The sequence below is a fragment of the Micromonospora sp. LHW51205 genome (genome assembly GCF_003315815.1).
GTDB classification, from domain to species: domain Bacteria; phylum Actinomycetota; class Actinomycetes; order Mycobacteriales; family Micromonosporaceae; genus Micromonospora; species Micromonospora chalcea.
The window spans coordinates 197643-216947 of record NZ_QMEZ01000003.1; the positions used below are offsets into that span (position 1 = coordinate 197643).

General features: G+C 73.4%; 18 protein-coding genes and 1 riboswitch. Of the genes, 8 read left to right on the forward strand and 10 right to left on the reverse strand.

Annotation, left to right across the window (positions count from 1 at the left end; genetic code table 11):
- Nucleotides 1–36: 36 nt before the first annotated feature.
- The 3 genes from DQE82_RS13200 (at nt 37) to DQE82_RS13210 (ending at nt 3795) form a co-directional block, all read left to right on the forward strand.
- Nucleotides 37–1521: a S8 family serine peptidase gene (locus DQE82_RS13200; protein ID WP_069088562.1), complete on the forward strand. Its 1485-nt coding sequence runs from the start codon at nt 37–39 to the stop codon at nt 1519–1521.
- 107 nt (nt 1522–1628) lie between these two features.
- The gene (locus DQE82_RS13205; RefSeq protein ID WP_030499909.1) at nt 1629–2129 is read left to right on the forward strand and encodes a hemerythrin domain-containing protein; all 501 of its coding nucleotides are present in this window, start codon (nt 1629–1631) and stop codon (nt 2127–2129) included.
- A gap of 121 nt (nt 2130–2250) precedes the next feature.
- Nucleotides 2251–2340, forward strand: a riboswitch (ZMP/ZTP riboswitch).
- An 18-nt stretch (nt 2341–2358) separates the two neighbouring features.
- Entirely contained in the window at nt 2359–3795 is a 1437-nt protein-coding gene (locus DQE82_RS13210) for a glycine hydroxymethyltransferase (protein WP_030499908.1), read from the forward strand.
- A gap of 65 nt (nt 3796–3860) precedes the next feature.
- Here the strand turns inward: DQE82_RS13210 and DQE82_RS13215 are convergent, their stop codons facing one another.
- The 6 genes from DQE82_RS13215 to DQE82_RS13240 all read right to left on the reverse strand — a co-directional run bounded on the left by DQE82_RS13215 (nt 3861) and on the right by DQE82_RS13240 (nt 10218).
- Nucleotides 3861–4112, reverse strand: coding sequence for a hypothetical protein (locus DQE82_RS13215; protein ID WP_013286617.1), 252 nt, complete (start codon nt 4110–4112; stop codon nt 3861–3863).
- A 27-nt stretch (nt 4113–4139) separates the two neighbouring features.
- Nucleotides 4140–5483, reverse strand: coding sequence for a PLP-dependent aminotransferase family protein (locus tag DQE82_RS13220; RefSeq protein ID WP_113972829.1), 1344 nt, complete (start codon nt 5481–5483; stop codon nt 4140–4142).
- Between the two features lies 1 nt (nt 5484).
- Nucleotides 5485–6618 carry an alpha-hydroxy acid oxidase gene (locus DQE82_RS13225; protein ID WP_113972830.1) on the reverse strand — a complete coding sequence of 378 codons (1134 nt, stop codon included), beginning with the start codon at nt 6616–6618 and terminating at the stop codon, nt 5485–5487.
- Nucleotides 6611–7621: an alpha/beta hydrolase gene (locus DQE82_RS13230; RefSeq protein WP_231915428.1), complete on the reverse strand. Its 1011-nt coding sequence runs from the start codon at nt 7619–7621 to the stop codon at nt 6611–6613. The genes DQE82_RS13225 and DQE82_RS13230 overlap by 8 nt, the downstream gene beginning before the upstream one ends.
- Nucleotides 7618–8841, reverse strand: a complete 1224-nt coding sequence (locus DQE82_RS13235) for a cytochrome P450 (protein ID WP_113972831.1) — start codon at nt 8839–8841, stop codon at nt 7618–7620. Before DQE82_RS13235 ends, DQE82_RS13230 begins: the two co-directional genes overlap by 4 nt.
- Before the next feature lie 66 nt (nt 8842–8907).
- A complete protein-coding gene (locus tag DQE82_RS13240; RefSeq protein WP_043323654.1) occupies nt 8908–10218 on the reverse strand; it encodes an SGNH/GDSL hydrolase family protein in 1311 nt (436 codons plus the stop codon).
- A gap of 285 nt (nt 10219–10503) precedes the next feature.
- Here DQE82_RS13240 and DQE82_RS13245 point away from each other — a divergent pair, with 285 nt between their 5' ends.
- From DQE82_RS13245 to DQE82_RS13265, 5 genes are read left to right on the forward strand one after another with little or no spacing between them, the layout of a single operon-like run.
- Nucleotides 10504–12078, forward strand: coding sequence for a class I adenylate-forming enzyme family protein (locus DQE82_RS13245; RefSeq protein WP_113972832.1), 1575 nt, complete (start codon nt 10504–10506; stop codon nt 12076–12078).
- Nucleotides 12075–13295: an MFS transporter gene (locus DQE82_RS13250; RefSeq protein WP_113972833.1), complete on the forward strand. Its 1221-nt coding sequence runs from the start codon at nt 12075–12077 to the stop codon at nt 13293–13295. Before DQE82_RS13245 ends, DQE82_RS13250 begins: the two co-directional genes overlap by 4 nt.
- Before the next feature lie 36 nt (nt 13296–13331).
- Complete coding sequence (locus tag DQE82_RS13255; RefSeq protein WP_113972834.1) at nt 13332–13724, forward strand: MmcQ/YjbR family DNA-binding protein; 393 nt, start codon at nt 13332–13334, stop codon at nt 13722–13724.
- Nucleotides 13721–14353 carry an HAD family hydrolase gene (locus tag DQE82_RS13260; RefSeq protein WP_113972835.1) on the forward strand — a complete coding sequence of 211 codons (633 nt, stop codon included), beginning with the start codon at nt 13721–13723 and terminating at the stop codon, nt 14351–14353. Before DQE82_RS13255 ends, DQE82_RS13260 begins: the two co-directional genes overlap by 4 nt.
- 41 nt (nt 14354–14394) lie before the next feature.
- A complete protein-coding gene (locus DQE82_RS13265) occupies nt 14395–15075 on the forward strand; it encodes an SGNH/GDSL hydrolase family protein (RefSeq protein WP_113972836.1) in 681 nt (226 codons plus the stop codon).
- A 144-nt stretch (nt 15076–15219) separates the two neighbouring features.
- On the opposite strand, the gene DQE82_RS13270 is transcribed toward DQE82_RS13265, so the two are convergent.
- Genes DQE82_RS13270 through DQE82_RS13285 form a run of 4 tightly spaced genes read right to left on the reverse strand, consistent with a single transcriptional unit; the run spans nt 15220 to nt 19303 of the window.
- Nucleotides 15220–16569 carry a hypothetical protein gene (locus tag DQE82_RS13270; protein ID WP_043323644.1) on the reverse strand — a complete coding sequence of 450 codons (1350 nt, stop codon included), beginning with the start codon at nt 16567–16569 and terminating at the stop codon, nt 15220–15222.
- Nucleotides 16570–16572: 3 nt separating this feature from the next.
- The gene (locus DQE82_RS13275) at nt 16573–17538 is read right to left on the reverse strand and encodes an alpha-ketoacid dehydrogenase subunit beta (RefSeq protein WP_064445768.1); all 966 of its coding nucleotides are present in this window, start codon (nt 17536–17538) and stop codon (nt 16573–16575) included.
- Entirely contained in the window at nt 17538–18509 is a 972-nt protein-coding gene (locus tag DQE82_RS13280; RefSeq protein ID WP_113972837.1) for a thiamine pyrophosphate-dependent dehydrogenase E1 component subunit alpha, read from the reverse strand. Before DQE82_RS13280 ends, DQE82_RS13275 begins: the two co-directional genes overlap by 1 nt.
- Nucleotides 18506–19303 (reverse strand): DUF3050 domain-containing protein, encoded by a 798-nt coding sequence (locus DQE82_RS13285; RefSeq protein WP_013286631.1) that lies wholly within the window; start codon nt 19301–19303, stop codon nt 18506–18508. Before DQE82_RS13285 ends, DQE82_RS13280 begins: the two co-directional genes overlap by 4 nt.
- Between the last annotated feature and the right edge of the window lie 2 nt (nt 19304–19305).

A 19305-nucleotide genomic window follows, 5' to 3' on the forward strand; every position in this document is an offset into this window, starting at 1 on the left:
GAGCGGCCCGGCCGCACCAACCCCCTGGGAGTCTGTGTGAACAATCTCCGTCGCAAGACACTCGCCGCCGCGTCCGCCGTGACGCTCGGCGCCGGTCTCGCCCTGATCGGCGTCCCGGCGCCGGTGGCGGCCGCCGGACCGGAGACGTCGTACCTCGTCCTCGCCCCGCAGGGCAACGGCACCGCCAAGGCCGCCGCGCGGGTGGCCGCCGCCGACGGCACTGTCGTGGCCGCGTACGACAAGATCGGCGTGCTCGTCGCGCGCTCCTCCGCCCCGGACTTCGCCACCCGCGTGGCCGGTGCCGGCGTCGAGTCGGTCGCCTCCACCGCCGGTCTGGGCACCGCCCTCGACGAGGGCGAGACGGTCGAGGTCCCGGCCGCCGACGTGGTCCGCGCCGCGGGCGACCCGACCGCCGAGCCGCTGTACGGCCAGCAGTGGGACATGGACATGATCCGCGTCCCGCAGGCGCACGCGGTGACCGGCGGCAGCCCGTCGGTCGTGGTGGGCGTGCTGGACAGCGGCATCTCCAGCAGCCACCCGGACCTGGCGACCCAGATCGCCAAGGACAAGAGCACGTCCTGCATCGGCGGCGTCACCGACACCGCCGAGCCGGCGTGGAACCCGACCACCAGCGACCACGGCACCCACGTGGCGGGTACCATCGCCGCCGCGGTCAACGGCGTCGGCGTCACCGGCGTCGCCCCGGGCGTCAAGGTCGCCGCCGTGAAGGTGGTCAACGACGACGGCTACATCTTCCCGGAGGCCGCGGTCTGCGGGTTCATGTGGGCCGCCGAGCACGGCTTCCAGCTCACCAACAACAGCTACTACATCGACCCGTGGCAGCTGAACTGCCGCAACGACGCCCGCCAGCGTCCGGTGTGGCAGGCCGTGCAGCGGGCGCTGCGCTACTCGCAGTCGCAGGGCGTGCTGCACGTGGCGTCGGCCGGCAACGCGAACTTCGACCTGGCCCACAAGATCACCGACACCGGCAGCCCGAACAACGGCACGCCGGAGGAGCGCGCGAACCTCACCAACGCCTGCCTGGTCCTCCCGGCCGAGGCGCCGGGCGTGGTGACCGTCGCCGCCGTCGGCCCGACCGGTGACAAGAGCTACTACTCCTCGTACGGCCAGGGCGTGATCGACGTGACCGCGCCCGGTGGCGACACCCGGTTCCGGACCCAGGGCGCGCGTTCGACGTCCACCGACGGCATCCTGTCCACCACCTTCAACACCGCCACCCGTACCAACGGGTGGGGCTACAAGCAGGGCACCTCGATGTCCGGCCCGCACGCCGCGGGCGTCGCGGCGCTGGCGCTGTCCGCGCACCCGGGCATGACGCCGGGCCAGCTCTCCTCGTTCCTGGAGCGCACGGCGGTGGCGAAGTCCTGCCCGGCGGGCGTGTACAACCCGGTGCCGCTGATCCCGGCCGGCCCGAACGCGTACGACGCGACCTGCTCCGGCGGGAAGCGCAATGGGTTCTACGGCGCCGGTGTCGTGGACGCGTACAACGCGGTGAAGTAACCCGTACCCGCGTGGACCGGGCCCGGCGAGCGCGCCGGGCCCGGTCTGTTTGTCCTGGTCGGGCCCCGGGTAGGGGGGCAGCGTCAGCCGACTATAGGAGGTAACCGGTGTCCACCGACGCGATCGTCCTGCTCAAGGAGGACCACAAGGAGATCCGCCGCCTGTTCAAGGCCTTCCAGGAGGCCGAGGAGGGACCGGCGAGCAAGCGCGGGAAGATCGTCGAGCAGATCCTCGAGGCGCTGACGGTGCACACCTACCTGGAGAACGAAGTGATGTACCCGGAGGTCCGCAAGCTGGTGCCCGACGTCGAGGACGACATCCTGGAGTCGTACGAGGAGCACCACGTCGCGGACGTGCTCTGCTTCGAGCTGTTCACCATGGACGCCGACGACGAGCGGTTCAACGCCAAGACGACGGTGCTGATCGAGAACGTGCTGCACCACGTCGAGGAGGAGGAGCAGGAGTGGTTCCCGAAGGTCCGGGAGGCGCTCGGCCGTAACCAGCTCCAGGAGATCGGCCAGCGGATGCTCGACCTGCGCCCGAAGGCCCCGAAGACGCCGACCGCCCCGAAGGCGCTGAAGAAGTCCCTCGATGCCGTGGTCGCCTGACACCGGCCGCGACGCGAGCGGGACCGCCCCGAGGCAGAGGGGCGGTCCCGCTCGCGTCGCGGGGTTCAGTCGCCGGGACCGGCGGCCCAACCCCGCAGGTCCGGGCCGGGCCGGTAGGATCGGCACGGGCCGTGACTGGCGCGTGGAGATGGAGCACCATCGGGGAGCGGCCTCGTCATGAGGACGCATGCCGAGCGCCTGGGCCTTCCGCACGTCACCTGGAGGTCGCATGTCGCGCAACGCCGAGTCCACCGCCTTCCGCAGCGCGCTGGAGGTCGTCCGCGGCGTCGAGCCGCGCGTCGCCGACGCCATCGCCGCGGAACTGGCCGACCAGCGCGAGTCGCTCAAGCTCATCGCCAGCGAGAACTACGCCTCCCCGGCGACGCTGCTGGCCATGGGCAACTGGTTCAGCGACAAGTACGCCGAGGGCACCGTCGGGCGCCGCTTCTACGCCGGCTGCCAGAACGTCGACACGGTCGAGGCGCTCGCCGCCGAGCACGCCCGCGAGCTGTTCGGCGCGTCCCACGCCTACGTGCAGCCGCACTCGGGCATCGACGCCAACCTGGTCGCGTTCTGGGCGATCCTGGCCGACCGGGTCGAGTCCCCCGCGCTGCGCAAGGCGCAGGCCCGGCAGGTAAACGACCTCACCGAGGCCGACTGGTTCGCGCTGCGCCGCGAGCTGGGCAACCAGCGGATGCTGGGCATGTCGCTGGATGCCGGCGGGCACCTCACCCACGGCTTCCGGCCGAACATCTCCGGCAAGATGTTCGACCAGCGCAGCTACGGCACCGACCCGGCCACCGGCCTGATCGACTACGACCGGGTGGCCGAGGCGGCCCGCGAGTTCAAGCCGCTGATCCTGGTCGCCGGTTACTCCGCGTACCCGCGTAAGGTGAACTTCCGGATCATGCGGGAGATCGCCGACTCGGTCGGCGCCACCTTCATGGTCGACATGGCCCACTTCGCCGGGCTGGTCGCCGGCAAGGTCTTCACCGGCGACTTCGACCCGGTGCCGCACGCGCACATCGTCACCACCACCACGCACAAGTCGCTGCGCGGCCCGCGCGGCGGCATGGTGCTCTGCGGCCCGGAACTGGCCGACCAGGTCGACCGGGGCTGCCCGATGGTGCTCGGCGGGCCGCTGCCGCACGTGATGGCCGCCAAGGCGGTCGCGCTGGCCGAGGCACGCCGCCCCGACTTCGCCGACTACGCCCAGCGGATCGTGGACAACGCGCAGGCGCTCGCCGACGGGCTGCTGCGCCGGGGCGCGACGCTGGTCACCGGCGGCACCGACAACCACCTGGTGCTCATCGACGTGTCCGGGTACGGCCTGACCGGCCGGCAGGCCGAGCAGGCGCTGCTGGACTCGGGCATCGTGACCAACCGCAACTCGGTGCCGCAGGACCCGAACGGCGCCTGGTACACCTCCGGCATCCGCATCGGCACCCCGGCGCTGACCACCCGGGGCCTCGGCGCCGCCGAGATGGACGCCACCGCCGAGCTGATCCACACCGTGCTCAGCCAGACCACGCCCGGCACCGGCCCGGACGGCGCGCCGTCGAAGGCGAAGTACGTGCTGGACCCGGCGGTCGCCGAGTCCGTCGGCAAGCAGGCCGCCGACCTGCTCACGCCGTTCCCGCTCTACCCCTCGGTCGACCTGGGCTGAGCGCCCGACAAGACGAAGCGGCACCCCGGGAGAAGGAGTCTCCCGGGGTGCCGGCGGTTACGGGGTCAGCGCAGCGGGCGCTTCAGGTGGTAGCGGTGGACCTCGGTGCTGCCCTGCACGTTGTTCACGTCCTCGGCGGCGGAGACCAGTTCCCAGCCCTCCCGGCCGACCCGGTTCAGGTGCGCGATGGCGGTGTCGCCGTACGCGGTCACGTCGGTGCGTGACCCGTCCGGGCCGTACCACACGAACGAGACGTGGAAATTGCGTCCCTGACCCTGATACCGACGAACGAGCAACGCGTACTCCCAGGCAACCATTGGTCCATTATCAACAGACGAACGGCGTCAGGAAACACGTAGTGTGCCGGAACCCTGACACTCCGGCGTCACGCCGCCGGACATGGTGTCCGTGACCAGCGTGGCGAGCCGGTCCAGCCCGAGATCGATCGACTCCGGTGTGACAGCGCTCACCGACAGCCGCAACGCATTCACCGGCGTGCCCGCATCGTAGAAGTGGGCCATCGGCGTCCAGAGCACGCCGTACTCGCGAGCCGAGCGGTGCAGCAGCGCGTCGTCGACCGGGAACGGGACGCTCACCACCACGAAGAAGCCGCCCGCCGGGACGGTCCAGGTGACCGGACTGCCGGCCGGGAAGCGCCGGGCCAGGCCGTCGACCAGGTGGCGCAGGTTTCGGGCGTACGCGGCCCGTTCCCGCACGTTCGCGGCCACCAGCGAGCAGTCGTGCGCCAGCAGCGCGCCGCCGATCACCGCCTGGCTGATCGGTGACGTGTTCACCGTGACCATGCTCTTGATCTTGGCGAGGTGGTCGGCGAGCGGGGCCACGGTGCCGTCGGCCTCCCCCACCCGCTGGTCGGCGACCACGTAGCCGACCCGGGCACCGGGCAGCACGGTCTTGGCGAACGAGCCGAGGTAGACCACCCGGCGCGCGGTGTCCAGCGCCTTGAGCGTGGGCCGCCGCGCGGTGCCGTCGGCCGGGAACAGGCCGTACGGGTTGTCCTCGATCAGCAGCAGGTCCTCCTCGGCGGCCAGTTCCAGCAGCCGCCGCCGCTGCCCGGTGCCCATGCTGACGCCGGACGGGTTGGCGAAGTCGGGCATCACGTAGCAGGCCCGGGGCGTCAGCCCTTCCGCGCGGGCGCGGCGCACCCCGGCGCGCAGGTCGGCCAGGTCGACGCCGTCGGGCCCGCCGGCCACCGGGCGCACCGGCAGGTCGACCAGGCGGGCCGCGCCGGTGAGCCCGACGTACGTGGGCGCGACAGCGAACAGCACGTCCGCCGGGCCGGTCCGCAGCGCGCGCAGCACCAGGAACATCGCCTCCTGGCAGCCGACTGTCACCACTATCGACTCCGGGTCGACGGTGAGCCCCTCGTCCACGGCGAGGTGCCGGGCGATCAGGTGGTGCACGACGCCCTTGGTCCGGCCGTACTGCAGCAGCGTCCGGTCCACGCCGGCCCGGTCCAGCCCGACGTCCTCGGCGAGGTGGCGGCGGAAGCGGTCCAGGTGCGTGTGCAGCACCGCGGAGTCGAAGAACTCCTCGTACGGCCGCCCGGCCGCCAGCGACACCGCGTCCGGGTAGTGCTGCGCCACCTCGTTGAGGAAGTTCATCGAGTTCAGCGCCGGGTCGCCGACACTGCCGTGCAGCGCCGTGACGGCCAGGTCGACCGGTTCCACGTCAGCCTCCGATCCGGGTGCGCAGCCGCCGGGCCGAGGCCGGGTCCGGGCAGCCGCTGAGGATGAGCGCGTCGCGCAGTTCCGCCGCGAGCAGCGCGAGCGCCGCCTCGGCGCCGGCCCGGCCACCGGCGGCCAGGGCCCAGAGCAGCGGCCGGCCCAGCAGCACGCCGTCCGCGCCGAGCGCCAGCGCGCGCAGCACGTCGACGCCGCCGCGGACGCCGCTGTCCAGCAGCACCGCGCACCGCCGGTCGACCGCCTCGACCACCTCGGGCAGCACGGCCGCGCTGGCCGGGGCGGCGTCGAGCTGCCGGCCGCCGTGGTTGGAGACCACCACGGCGTCCACGCCGGCGTCCGCCGCGCGGACCGCGTCGCGCGCGTCCAGGATGCCCTTGACCAGCAACGGCACCCGGGTACGCTCCCGCAACCACTCCAGGTCCGCCCAGCTCAGCGCCGGGGCGAAGACCGCGCCGGTGTGCACCGCCACCGCCGACACGCCGGGGGTGCCCTGGTGCGCCAGGTCGTCCCGGCCGCCGGGCAGGTTCGCGGCGGTGACGTGCGGCGGCAGCGCGAACCCGTTGCGGACGTCGCGCAGGCGCCGCCCGAGCACCGGCACGTCCACAGTCACCATCACCGCCGCGCAGCCGGCCGCCGACGCCCGGTCGAGCAGGTCGGCCACCAGCGCCCGGTCGCGCAGCCAGTACAGCTGGAACCACACCGTCGCGCCGGTCGCCGCGATCTCCTCGATCGGCGTGCTGGCCAGCGTGCTGGCCACGTAGGGCACGCCCGCCGCGCGGGCCGCCGCCGCGAGCGCGGGCTCGCCGTCGGGGTGCAGCAACCGCTGGTACGCCATCGGCGCGACAGCCACCGGCAACGCGGCCCGGCCGCCGGGCAGCGCCGCCTCGGTGGACGGGTCGTCCACGCCGGCCAGCATCCGGGGCAGCACCGCCACCCGATCGAGCGCGGCCCGGTTCGCGGCCAGGGCGGTCTCGGCGCCGCTGCCGCCGTCGACGAAGTCCCACACGTCGGGCGGCAGCACCGCCCGGGCCAGCGCGGCGAAGTCGGCCAGGCTGACCGGCGGCACGAAGCCGTCCGCCGCGTCGCCGGGCGGCTGCGTGTCGCGTGCCGGATCAGCCATGGCCGCCCGCGCCCACCGTGTTCCCGGCCGGGTCCACGCCCGCAGCGGACTCGCCCGCGCCGGGCGTGCGGTCGAGCCCGAACGTGCGGCGCAGGAAGGCGGCGGCCCGCTCCTGGGCCTGCCGGCCCGCGTCGAACACGCCGGGCATGGCGAAGAACCCGTGCACCATCCCCGGGTAGTGGGCCGTCTCGGTGGGCACGCCGGCCTCGCCCAGCCGCTCGGCGTACCGCCGGCCCTCGGCGCACAGCGGGTCGTACCCGGCGGTGATCACGAGCGCCGGGGGCAGGCCACCCAGGTCCTCGGCGAGCAGCGGAGACGCCAGCGGGTGCGCCGCGTCGCCCGGGTCGGCCAGGTAGTGGCTCCGGTACCAGCCCACCGAGTGCCTGTTGAACAGCATCGGGTCCTCGTCGTCGCCGGGGCGGTGCCCGGGCCGCTGGTCGGTGTTCGGATAGACCAGCAGCTGGGCGGCGAGCCGGGGACCGCCGTCGGCGCGGGCCAGCAGCGTCACCGCGGCGGCCAGGTTCCCGCCCGCGCTGTCCCCGCCGACCGCCAGCCGGTCCGGGTCGACGCGGAACTCGGCGGCGTGCGCGGCGAGGTGCCGCACCGCGGCATGGCAGTCCTCCACCGCCGCCGGGAACGGATGCTCCGGGGCGAGCCGGTAGCCGACCGTCACGGTCTGCGCGCCGGTCAGGTTGACCAGCCGCCGGCAGATTCCGTCGGCGGTGTCGACGCTGCCGAGGGTCCAGCCGCCACCGAAGAAGTAGACGAGCGTCGGCAGCGGGCCGTCGCCGTCCGGCCGGTGGATCCGCACCGGCAGCGGCCCGGCCGGGCCGGGCACCGTCGTGTCGCGTACCTCGGCGACCGGCTCGACCGCGCCGGAGCCGGCACGGATCGCGGCGAGGTCGGCGGCGCGGGCCTCGGCCAGGGTCTGGGTGTAGAGCGGCACGGTCCCGGCGGCGGCCCGCGCGGTCCGCCACGCGACCACCTGCGGATCGAGTGTCATCCGGCCTCCCCTGTGGTGACGAAGAGCTTGTCGATGCCGCGCAGGAACAGGCTCCCGCTGTACGTGTACGGCTGGGTGACGGCCAGCCGCGGGAAGCGCGCGAACAGGCGCGGCAGCGCCAGCCGGCCCTCCAGCCGGGACACCGCCGAGCCGAGGCAGAAGTGCAGCCCGACGCCGAAGGCCAGCGACGGCGGGCCGGGACGGCGCGGGTCGAAGCGGTCCGGGTCGGGGAACCGGGCCGGGTCGCGGTTGGCGGCGGCGATCAGCAGCAGCACGTTGTCGTCCCGGTCGACCGGCACGCCGCCGAGGTCGACGCCGGCGGGCGCGGAGCGGGCCAGGAAGTGCACCGGGCTCTCCATCCGCAGCACCTCCTCCACGCAGCCCCGGGCCAGCGCGTCGTCACCGGGTAGCGCGGCGGTCACGTCCGGGTGGTCCAGCAGCAGCGGCAGGCCGTTGCTGAACATGTAGACGGTGGTGACGAAGCTGGCGTTGAACAGCACGATCAGGTTACTGATCAACTCGTCCTCGGTGAGGTCGACGCCGCCCGCGTCGAGCACCTCGACCAGCCCGCTGATCAGGTCGTGACCGGGCGTACGGCGCCGGTGGGCGATCAGGTCGCGGTAGTAGACGCGCAGCTCCTCGGCGGCCTGGTTGGCCCGGGCCAGCCGCTCCGGCGTCTTGCCGGACACGTCCATGTACTCGTCGATCCAGTCGACCCGCTGCCGGTACCAGGCCAGGTCGGCCGGGGGCAGGCCGATGAACTCGGCCATCACCAGCGCCGGGACCGGGTACGCGAAGTCGGCCACGAAGTCCACCTCGTGCCCGTCGGCGCCCACCTCGGCCATGTGGTCCAGGCGTTCGGCGACGACCCGCTCGATCACCGGCTCCAGCGCGACCAGCCGGCGCGGGGTGAACGTCTTCGCGAACACCGCGCGCATCCGGGTGTGGTCGGGCGGGTTGACGAACATCATCGACGTCAGGAACGTCCGCAGGATCTCCTGGTCCTCCCAGCCGGGCGGGAAGCCCTTGTACCAGCCGGGATCGCGCAGGATCTGGTCCACCATGTCGTACCCGCCGGCCACCGCGCTGACGGTGCTGTGCTCGGCGCGGGCCGGAACGGCGTTTATCGGCCCGTGCTCGTGCAGGGCCGCGTAGAAGGGATAGGGGTTCTGCCGGCCCTGTTCGCTGTAGAGCCCGGTCAGGATCTCGCTGACGTCCACTGTCTTTCCTCCCCAGGAAAACGGCGGCGGGGGCGGCGTCGTGTCGACCGCCGCCCCCGCCCGGTGTCACAGTCCGAGCAGCTTCAACGGCACCGCGTTCGCCATCGCCGCGGCTCCGGTGTCGTTCGGGTGGATGTGGTCACCCGAGTCGTACGCCGGCAGCAGCCGGCTGGGCTGCGCCGGGTCGCGCATCACCGCGTCGAAGTCGACGACGCCGTCGAACTCGGCCCGGCCGGGCCCGCGCAGCCAGGTGTTGACGGCCTGCCGGGTGGCGTCCTTCTCCGGCGTCCACACGCCCGGCCCGCCGTTGCCCTCGTACGGCATGAGCGTGCCGGCGATGCTGGTCAGGCCGCGCGCCTGGACCTGCCGGTTGAGCTGGCGCAGCGAGGCGATGATCGCCTCCGGGCTGTCGCCGTTCATCCAGATGTCGTTGATGCCCAGGTGGGTGATGACGGTACGCACCCCGGTCTGCGGGAACACGTCCTCGTTGAGCCGGGCCAGCGCGTTTGGGCCCAGCTCGTAGTAGCCGGGGAAGTCGCCCGCGCCGGGCTCGGTGCCCTCGTGGTTGAGCCGGTTGCCGGCCAGGCTGAGGTTGAGCACGCCCGGCGTACGCGGCTCCGGGCGGGCGTCGATCAGCCGCTTGGCGAGCAGGTCCGGCCAGCGGCGGTCGGCGTTGACGGTGCTGCCGTTGCCGTCGCTGATGGAGTCGCCGAGCACCACCACGGAGCCGGGCGTCACCTTGCGCTCCACGTCGATGCCGGACAGGAACATCCAGCAGCAGTTGGGCCGGATGGTGAAGCCGGCGCCGTCGGCCGCCGAGGTGAGGTCGGTGGCGCCGATGAAGTTGGTGACCCGGGACTGGCCGTGGAACGTGACCGGCCCGGTGAGCACCGGGAAGTACAGGGTGACCACCAGGTCCTCCTGCTCGGCCACCGGGAAGGCCACCGGGTCGCTGAGCAGCTCGGCGCCCTTGTTGATGGTCGCCGAGCCGGCGCCGGAGAAGGTCAGCTGGCGGACGCTGGCCGGGACGATGTCGGACAGGTCGTCGGGGGTGGCGGTGTTCGGCCGGGCGATGGTGGCGCGGCCGACCTGGATGGCCTGCTGGCCGTAGAGGTTGGTCAGCCGTACCCGCAGGCGCGGCCCGCCCACCGAGGTCTGCACGGTCATCCGGATGCTCTGGTTGTTCAGGCCGGTCTCGGTCAGGCCCACGGTGTTCCCGCGGGTCACCGCCGCGGCCCAGGTCCCGGCCCACTCGGCGCGCCCGTGCCCGGCGCGGTCGGTGTCGGTCGGGCCGGCGCTCGCGGTGACCGCCGGGGTGGCGGCGATCAGGAGCGTTACGGCGGAAGCTATGACGTGCCATCTCTTCGGGGTCGGCATCGATCCTCCATGGTCGGCAGCCCCGGGCGTGACGCGGTCGGCGGCACCGGCCCGGGCGATGGACCGGAAACTAGCTTCCGGCGGTGACGAGCGTCAATCAACCTGATCGACATGATCAAATGCCCACGTCGCGGGACGCAGCGACGATCGGCTCTGTCCGCGGTGGACCGCCGCTGCCTAGGCTCGGAAGCTGGCGGCGGTGCGGTCGCCGACCTGGCACCTGCCGTCATGTCCCGGCCCTGACCTGGCCGGACGCCGCTCGCGGACCATGATGGGGGCTGCCCGATGACCGACCGGCCGAACTATGTGCACGAGGCGCTGGAGCTCTTCGCCGGCTTCGGCGACCGGGAGGCGCTCGTCGGCGGCGGACGCCGCCTCACCTACCCCCAGGTCGCCGCGCGGGTGCGCGGCCTGGCCGCCGCGCTGCGCCGGCACGGGGTACGCCCCGGCGCGGCAGTGCTGGTGATGCTCGGCAACACGGTCGAGGGTCCGTTGCTGCAACTGGCGCTGCACCTGCTGGGCTGCCGGAGCATGTGGGTCGCCCCGGTGACCTCGCGGCGGGAGGTCGACGAGTTCGTCGCGCTGTCCGCGCCGGAGGCGTTCGTGTACGACCCGCGCGACCCGCAGGCGGTCCAGATCGCGGCCGGGCTGTCCGACGTACCGGTGCTCTGCCTCGGCCCCGGCGGCGCCGGACCGGACCTGACCGCGACGGCCGGCGAGCCGGCCGCGGAGCTGCCCGCCGACGCGCCCGCGCCGGAGTCGTTCCTGCAGACCAGCGGCACCACCGGCACGCCGAAGCTGGTGCACCACCGGGAGAGCTTCTACCGGCAGGTCCTCGCCCTGGCCGCCGACTTCCGGGGCGCCGGGTTCCCGCTGCTGCGGCACCTGTCACACTCACCGATGTGGCTGGCCAGTGGCCAGATCACCACGCTGTTCAACCTGTTCACCGGCGGCGTGCTGTTCCTGCGCGAGCAGTGGGACCCGGCCGCGTTCATCGCGACAGTGGACGCCGAGCGGCTCACCTCCACGTTCGTCACCCCGCCGATGCTCTACGAGGTGCTCGACCACCCCGACCTGCCGGGCGCCGACTTCTCCGCCATGTTCATGTTCAACGTGGGCGCCGGGCCCGCCGCGCCCGCCCGGCTGCGCCAGGCCATCGCCCGCTTCGGCCCGTGCCTGCGCATCGTGTACGGCCTCAGCGAGGCGGTGGTCATCTGCGCGCTGCCCGGGCTGACCGAGGACCCGGAGCACCCGGAGCGTCTGCGCTCCTGCGGCCGCCCGTACGGCGACGTGACGGTGGAGATCCGCGACGCCGACGGCAAGGTGCTGCCGCCCGGCGCCGACGGCGAGGTGTGGGTCCGGACGAAGCTGAGCTTCGCCGGCTACCACGGCCGGCCGGAGCTGACCGCGGAGACGCTCGTCGACGGCTGGGTCCGCACCCGCGACATCGGCCACCTCGACGCCGACGGCTACCTCTACCTGGTCGACCGGTTGCAGGACCGGATCCTCACCCGGGCGCGCAGCTGGCCGATCTACTCCCGCCCGATCGAGGACGTGCTCGCCGGCCATCCCGAGGTGCGGGCCGCCGCCGTGATCGGCGTGCCGGACCCGGTGGCCGGGGAGCTGCCGTACGCGTACGTGGTGCCGGCGCCCGGCGCGTCGGTGACCGGCGAGGAGCTGATCGCGCTGGTGGTGCGGGAGCTGAGCGAGACGTGGGCGCCCGGCGCCGTGGAGTTCGTGGACGCGCTGCCGCTGAACCGGTCCGCGAAGGTGGACAAACGGGCGCTTCGGGCCCGGTACGCCGCCGCGCATCCCGCCGACGCCGACTCGCTGGGCACCGTGATCGGCAGCTCGGCATGAACCCGCGCCGGGAGTTGTACACCCTGGTCGGCGCCGACCTGCTGTCCAACCTCGGCACCCGGATCTCCGTGGTGGCCATCCCCTGGCTGGTGCTGGAGACCACCGGCAGCCCCACCAAGATGGGACTCGTCGCGGCGGCGGAGACGCTGCCGTACATGCTCTCCAGCGCGCTGGCCACGCCGTGGGCGGACCGCTTCGGGGTACGCCGTACCTCCGTGTTCGTGGACGCGGCGAGCGCCGTCGCGATGGCGGTGGTGGCGCTGGCCCCCTGGCTCGGGTTCGGCACGCTGCTGGTCCTGGTGGCGGTCGCCGGCGGGCTGCGCGGCATCGGCGACCGGGTCAAGCACGTACTGTTCAAACCGGCCGCCGAGCGGGCCGGGGTGCCGCTGATCCGGCTCACCAGCGCCTACGACGGCCTGGCCCGGGGCATGACGCTGTTCGGCGCGGTGCTCGGCGGACTGCTCATCGACTGGGTCGGGCTGACCCGGGCCATCTGGATCGACGCGGCCACGTTCGCGGTCTGCGCGCTGCTCATCGGCGTGCTGGTCCGGCCGCCCGCGCCGGCGCAACCCGCACCCCGGGAGCGCTACCTGCGGGCGCTGCGCGGCGGCTTCGCGTACCTGCGCACCGACCGGACGCTGATGATCATGCTGATCGTGGTCTCGGTGTCGAACATGTTCGCCAACGCCAGCGTCGCGGTCTGGATCCCGCTCTGGGTCAACCAGGTGCTCGGCGACCCGGCCGGCTTCGGCCTGCTGCTCGGTGTGTTCTCGGGCGGCGCGCTGCTGGGCAACGTGCTGTTCACGATGTTCGGCACCCGGCTGCCCGCCGGGACGACGTTCGCGCTGGGGCTGACGCTCAGCGGCGCGCCCCGGCTGCTCGCGCTGGCGCTCAGCGACGATCTGGTCGTGGTGCTGGTGGTGACGTTCCTGTCCGGCATCGGCATCGCGGCGGTGAACCCGCTGCTCGGCGCGGCGCTCTACCAGCGGGTGCCGGGCGAGCTGCAGACCCGGGTGCTGGGCATCTCCGGGTCGGTGGCGTTCCTCGGCCTGCCCGTCGGTGCGCTGCTCGGCGGCTGGTCGGTGGCGCTGCTCGACCTGACCCCGGCGCTGCTGGTGATGTCGGTGGTCTGCCTGGTGCTGACCGTGGGGCCGCTGCTGCTGACCCGCGCGTCCCGCCGCCCGGCCCCGGAACCGGCGACCCCCACGCCGGTCTGAGGCGGGGTGTCGGTGGGCGGCGGTAGGGTCGGGGCCATGGCGACCTGGGACGACGTGCGGCGCATCGCGCTGGCCCTGCCGGAGACCACCGAGCGCGGCTCGTACGACGACCTGCCCGCCTGGCGGGTGCGCGACAAGATGTTCGTCTGGGACCGGCCGCTGCGCCGCAGCGACCTCGAAGCGCTCGGCGACGCCGCGCCGGACGGCCCGATCCTCGGCGCCCGGGTGCCCGACCTGGGCGCCAAGGAGGCGCTGCTCGCCGACGACCCGGCGGTCTACTTCACCACGCCGCACCTCGTCGGCTACCCGGCGGTGCTGGTCCGGCTCGACCGGATCGCCGTGGACGACCTGACCGAGCTGATCACCGAGGCGTGGCACACCCGCGCGCCGAAGCGCCTCGCCGCCGCGCACCGGGCCGGGGCCGCGTGAGCCGCCCGGTGGACGCCGTCGTCTTCGACATGGACGGCACGCTCATCGAGTCGCACGAAGTGGTGCCGGCGGCGTACCGGGCGGCGGTGCGGGCCGGTGGCGGCCCGTCGTACACCGACGCCGAGGTCATCGCCGGCTACTCGATCGGCTCCCCGTCCGACCTGCTGACGCACCTGCTCCGGCGCCCCGCCACCGCCGCTGACCTCGACCGCTACCACACCGAACTGGCCGCGACGGCCGGGCGGGTGAGCGTCTACCCCGGAGTCGCGGAGATGCTCGCCGACCTCGCCGCCCGGGTGCCGGTGGGCGTGTTCACCGGCGCGAGCCACCGGGCGGCGGAGATCATGCTCGACCGGGTCGGCCTGCTCGGTCACTTCCGGGTCGTGCTCGGTGGCGACCAGGTCACCCGCCCCAAACCGGCGCCCGAGGGCGTCGAGGTGGCCTGCCGGCGGCTCGGCGTGCCGGCCGGCCGGGCCGCGTACGTGGGCGACTCGCCGCTGGACCTGCGGGCCGCCCGCAGCAGCGGCGCGGTGGCGGTGGCCGCCGCGTGGGGCCATCAGTACGATCCGGCCGAACCGGCCGACCTCAACCTGGCCCGGCCCGGCGAACTGCTGACCCTGCTGAGCTGAGCCCCTTTTCCCGCGCCGGGCGCTCGGCTAGCCTGCCGATCATGGCATCGACGTTGACCGAGGCGACTGATCCGTGGTGCCTGCGTCCGGGCGAGGCCACCGAGCTGCTGCGCGGGCACCCGTGGCGCCGGTTCGTGGTGCTCGGCGACAGCGTCGCGGAAGGACTGTGCGAGCCGGTCGACGGCTACCCGGACCTCCAGTGGGCCGACCGGATCGCCGCCGAGCTGCGCGCCGTCCGGCCGGAGCTGGCGTACCTGAACCTGGGGCGGCGCGGGCTGCGCGCGCACGAGGTGCGGGCGGCCCAGCTGGCCGACGCGCTGGCCTTCGCACCGGACCTGGCCCTGGTGGTGTGCGGCGGCAACGACGCGTTCCGGTCCGCCTACGACCCCGACGCGGTCGACGCCGAGCTGACCGCCATGATCACCGCGCTGCGGGAAGCGGGGGCGGACGTGATCACGGTGGGCATGTTCGACGTCTCGCACAGCCCAGCCGTGCCGGAGACGCTGCGCGCGGGCCTGGGCGAGCGGATGCGCCGGCTGTCCCGGCACACCCGCGGCGTGGCCGAGCGGCTGGGCACGCTGCACGTGCACCTGACCGACCATCCGCTGGTGGCCGACCCGTCGCTGTACAGCAGCGACGGGCGGCACGGCAGCGCCCGCAGCGACGCGATAGCCACAGCCGAAACCCTGAGAGTCCTGGCCACCCACCTCCCCCACCCCTGACCGCGCCCTCCCCCTCCCCCTTACCCGCGCCCGGCGCCCTCGGCCCGGATCCACGTTGTTGACCAAGGAGTTTGGGGTCGGTGACGCGCCCCGATGAGGACACGAACTCCTTGATCAACGGGGCAAGGGCGGCCGGGGAGGGGGTCAGTCGGTTAGGAGGATGCCGGTCAGGAGGACGCCTCGGGCCAGGTTGAGGACCTCGTCGCAGCCCGGGTAGCCGACCCGGGCCAGCGCGCCGGAACCGGTACGGCCGAACAGGTACGGGGCGAGGCTGTACGGGACATCGGCGGTGACCGTCTCACCGGTCTCGATCTGCACGAAGTCCATCGCCACCCGGTCCGCCTCGTGGTAGCGCTGCAGGATGTTGCCGCCCTCGGCGATCGCCGCGCGCACCCCGTCCGCCCACGCCACAGCCGTCATCTCGCGGCCGATCAGCACCCCGTGCCCGGCCGATCCGCCGGCCGGCTTGGCCACCAGGTCGGCCTGTTCGGCCAGCGCCCGGTCGAGCTGGTCGGCGGTGAGCGCGACGGTGTGCGGCACGTACCGGCGGATCAGCGTCCGGTCGTCCTCCGGCAGCAGGTCCAGATCCTCCCAGAGCCAGGCGTAGTTGAGCTTGTTGCTGAGCAGCCAGGCGGCGCTGCTGACGAACATCGGCAGCGTGCCGGCGGCGAGCGCGCCGGCGACCGCGTCCAGGCCGGGGCTGGGGGTGACCCGGTTCGGCACGAACAGCCGGAACAGGGCGTCCACCGGGGCGCCGCCGACGACCAGGCGGCTCTGCGCGTCCAGGCCGGCGGTCGCGACCGGGGCGATGACCAGGTCGATGCCGAACGGGCGGGCCTGGTCGATCAGCGGGGACAGGATCCGGATGAACGTCTCCGGGTCGTCCAGTCCCGGGTAGTCGGCGTCGAAGTCCATCAGCAGCGCCACCCGCGCGCCGTCGGCCAGGCCGAGCGTGTCCCGGATGGCGGCGAACCGCTGGTCCAGCAGGGACGGCGCGGGCCGCGCGCCGTCGAGCAGGTCATGGGTACGGTACAGCTCGGCGTACCGCTGGATGACGGTGTCGGCGTCGAAGCCGCCGCCGAGGCTGCTGTCGATGTTGTACTCGACGATGCACGGCACGCCGCCGGAGAACAGCACGTCCGGCCGGTACGCGGCGAGCAGCCCTTCGTGCAGTTCCTCCTCCGGGTCGAGCAGCCGGGTTTCCCCCTCCGGCACGTCGAGGAGCCGTTGCAGCTCACCGGCGGTGCGGGCACGGCGCCGGCAGGCTTCCAGGATGAGCTGGGCGATGCGGTCGCAGACCTCGTTCAGCTCGCCGAACGCGTCGGCGGTGAAGACGGGCGGACGGGCCAGCCGCCACTGCTTGTTGTACGTGGCCCGGCCGTGGAAGATCTTCTCCCAGGCCGCGGCGCCGGTGGTCACCATCGCGGTACGGGTGGACTCGGGCAGGTCGGTCCACGCCTGGCCGAGTGGCGGCCACGTGTAGTTCGGGTCCATCGTTCATCCGTCCTTGAGGGTCAGTTGGATGGCGGCGGTGAGCTGGTCGCGGCCGGGTTGCACGGCCCGGTCCAGGGCCGGGGCGAAGGGCAGCACGGCACCGTCGGGGCGGGTGACCCGCCGGGGTGGCGCGGCCAGCCGGACCCGCTCGACCACGGTGGCGATGATCTCCCCGGCGATGCCGCAGGAGCGGTTGCCGTCGTCGACTACCACCAGCCGCCCGGTGCGGCTCACCGACTCGACCAGGCCGTCCCAGTCGAAGGGGTAGAGCGTGCGGGGGTCGAAGACCTCCACCGACGCCTGCCCGGCGAGTTCCTCGGCGACGGCGAGCGCGTCGTGCACCAGGTGTCCGACGGCCACCACCGTCACGTCGGCGCCGGGGCGGCGGACGATCCCGCGGCCCAGCGGCACCGGCGTCAGGTCGGTGACGTCGGCGCGCAGGTCCAGCGCGCCGGCCGGGGCGAAGACCACCACCGGGTCGTCGCAGCGGATCGCGGAGACCAGCAGCCCGTACGCGTCGGCCGGGGTGGCCGGTACGACTGTGGTCACCCCGACGTGGGCGAACAACGCGTACGGGTGGTCGGAGTGCTGCCCGGCCCAGCCGGTGCGGGAGCCGGAGCCGGGCACCACGTAGGTGACCGGCACCGCGCACTGGCCGCCGGTCATCAGCGGGAACTTGTGCGCGTGGTTGACGATCTGCTCGAAGACCAGGAACAGCAGCGACGGGATCTGGAACTCCACCACCGGGCGGGCCCCGGCCAGCGCCGCGCCGGTGGCGAAGCTGGTGAACGCCTGCTCGGACAGGGGCGTGTCGCGGACCCGTTCCGGGCCGAACTTCTTCAGCAGGCCGGTGGTGACGTTCGCGGCGGCCACCCGGATGTCCTCGCCGAGCACCACGACCGACTCGTCGCGGGCCATCTCGTCGGCGAGCGCCCGGGTGAGCGCCCTGCGGTAGGAGAGCCGGGGCATCAGCCACCTCCGGTCCGGGCGGTGAGCCCGCTGGCGTACAGGTGGTCCAGGGCGGTCGCCGGGTCGGGGTGCGGACCGGCGAGCGCGTATTCGACGGCGGCGTCCAGTTCCGCCTCGACGGCGGCGTCCACCTCGGCCCGTACCGCCGGGTCGAGTCGCGCTCCGGCGATGTCGACGGGATCGCGGGACCGGCCCTCGGCCACCTCTTCCGGCGGCCGGTAGTCGAGGCGTACCTGATGTTCGAACGTGTGGTGGGCGTCGAAGCGGTAGGTGCGGGCCTCGACCAGCTCGGGGCCGCCGCCGGCGCGCATCCGCGCGACGGCGGCGGCGGTGACCTCGCGTACCGCTTCGGGGTCCTGCCCGTCGACGGCGACCGCCGGCATGCCGAAGGCGGCGGCCCGCCCGGCGATGGTGCCGGCGACCGCGCCCTCGACGGGCATGGTGGTGGCGTAGCCGTTGTTCTCGCAGACGAACAGCACCGGCACCCGCCAGAGCGCGGCCAGGTTGAACGCCTCCAGGAGCATGCCCTCGTTGACCGCGCCGTCGCCGAAGAAGGTGGCGCCGACGATGTCGGCGCCGCGCCGCCGGCGCTCCCACACCGCTCCGGTGAGGATCGCGCCGGCGGCTCCGACGATGGCGTTGGCGCCGAGGACGCCGACGCCGAAGTCTGCGGCGTGCATCGACCCGCCCCGGCCCCGGTTGAGCCCGGTGACCCGGCCGCACAGCTCGGCCAGCATCCGGGCCGGGTCGGCGCCCTTGGCGAGCACGTGCCCGTGCCCGCGGTGGGTGCCGGTGACCAGGTCCTCCCGGTCCAGCGCCGCGCAGACGCCGGCGGCGATCCCCTCCTGACCGAGGTACGGGTGGATGCCACCGACGATCTGTCCGGCGCGGACCAGCTCGATCGCGCGCTCCTCGAAGCGGCGGATCAGCCGGACCGTCCGGTAGAGCCGGAGCGGGTCGGAGCCGGTCACGCCGGACGGCCCTCCTTGACGGCGGCGAGGATGTCGTCCCAGAGGCGGGCGCGGGCGGCCAGCGCGGCGTTCACCGTGTCGGCGCACTCCTGCCACTTGGTGTCGTCGTCGCCGCACAGGTCGGCCAGCATCTGCATGGCCATCGGGGTGTGCTGCTCGCCGTCGACCTCGATGTGCCGCTCCAGGTAGTCGACGAACTTGTTGAGCCGGTTGCTGCGCTCGTTGACGGCGACGACCTGGGTGAACATCTCCGGGATGAGGTCCTCGCGGCCGAACGCGAACGCCGCGGCCTGGCAGTGCACCGGGGTGGTCTCGATGATCCGCCAGGTGGTGCCGGCGAACGCGGCCGACGCCGCGGGTACGCCCGCCGCGCCGAGCGCCTCGGTGACCGGCGTGCCGTCGCGCAGCAGGTCGACGAGCTTGTTCACGGCCGTGGTGTCGGCGCCGGCCTCGGTCATGCCTTGCACGTACAGTTCGAAGTGGCTGATGTAGCCGTCGCCCAGCTCGTCGCTCTCCTCGACCATGACGATGTCGTTGATCAGGCGGCGGCTGCCGGTCGGGCCGGTCGGGATCCACGGCACCGTGACGCAGGTGAGCTGCCGCTGCAGCGACTTCAGCAGGGACATGAAGTCCCAGACCGCGAAGACGTGGTGCTCCATGAACGTGACGAGCGCGTCGTGGGTGTCGAGGTTGGCGTAGAGCGGGTGCTTGACCACCACGTCGCGGCGCTCGGTCACCGCCCGCTCGAGTCGCTCGATGCCCGGGTGCGTCTTACCCCAGTCGTACCGTGACATTG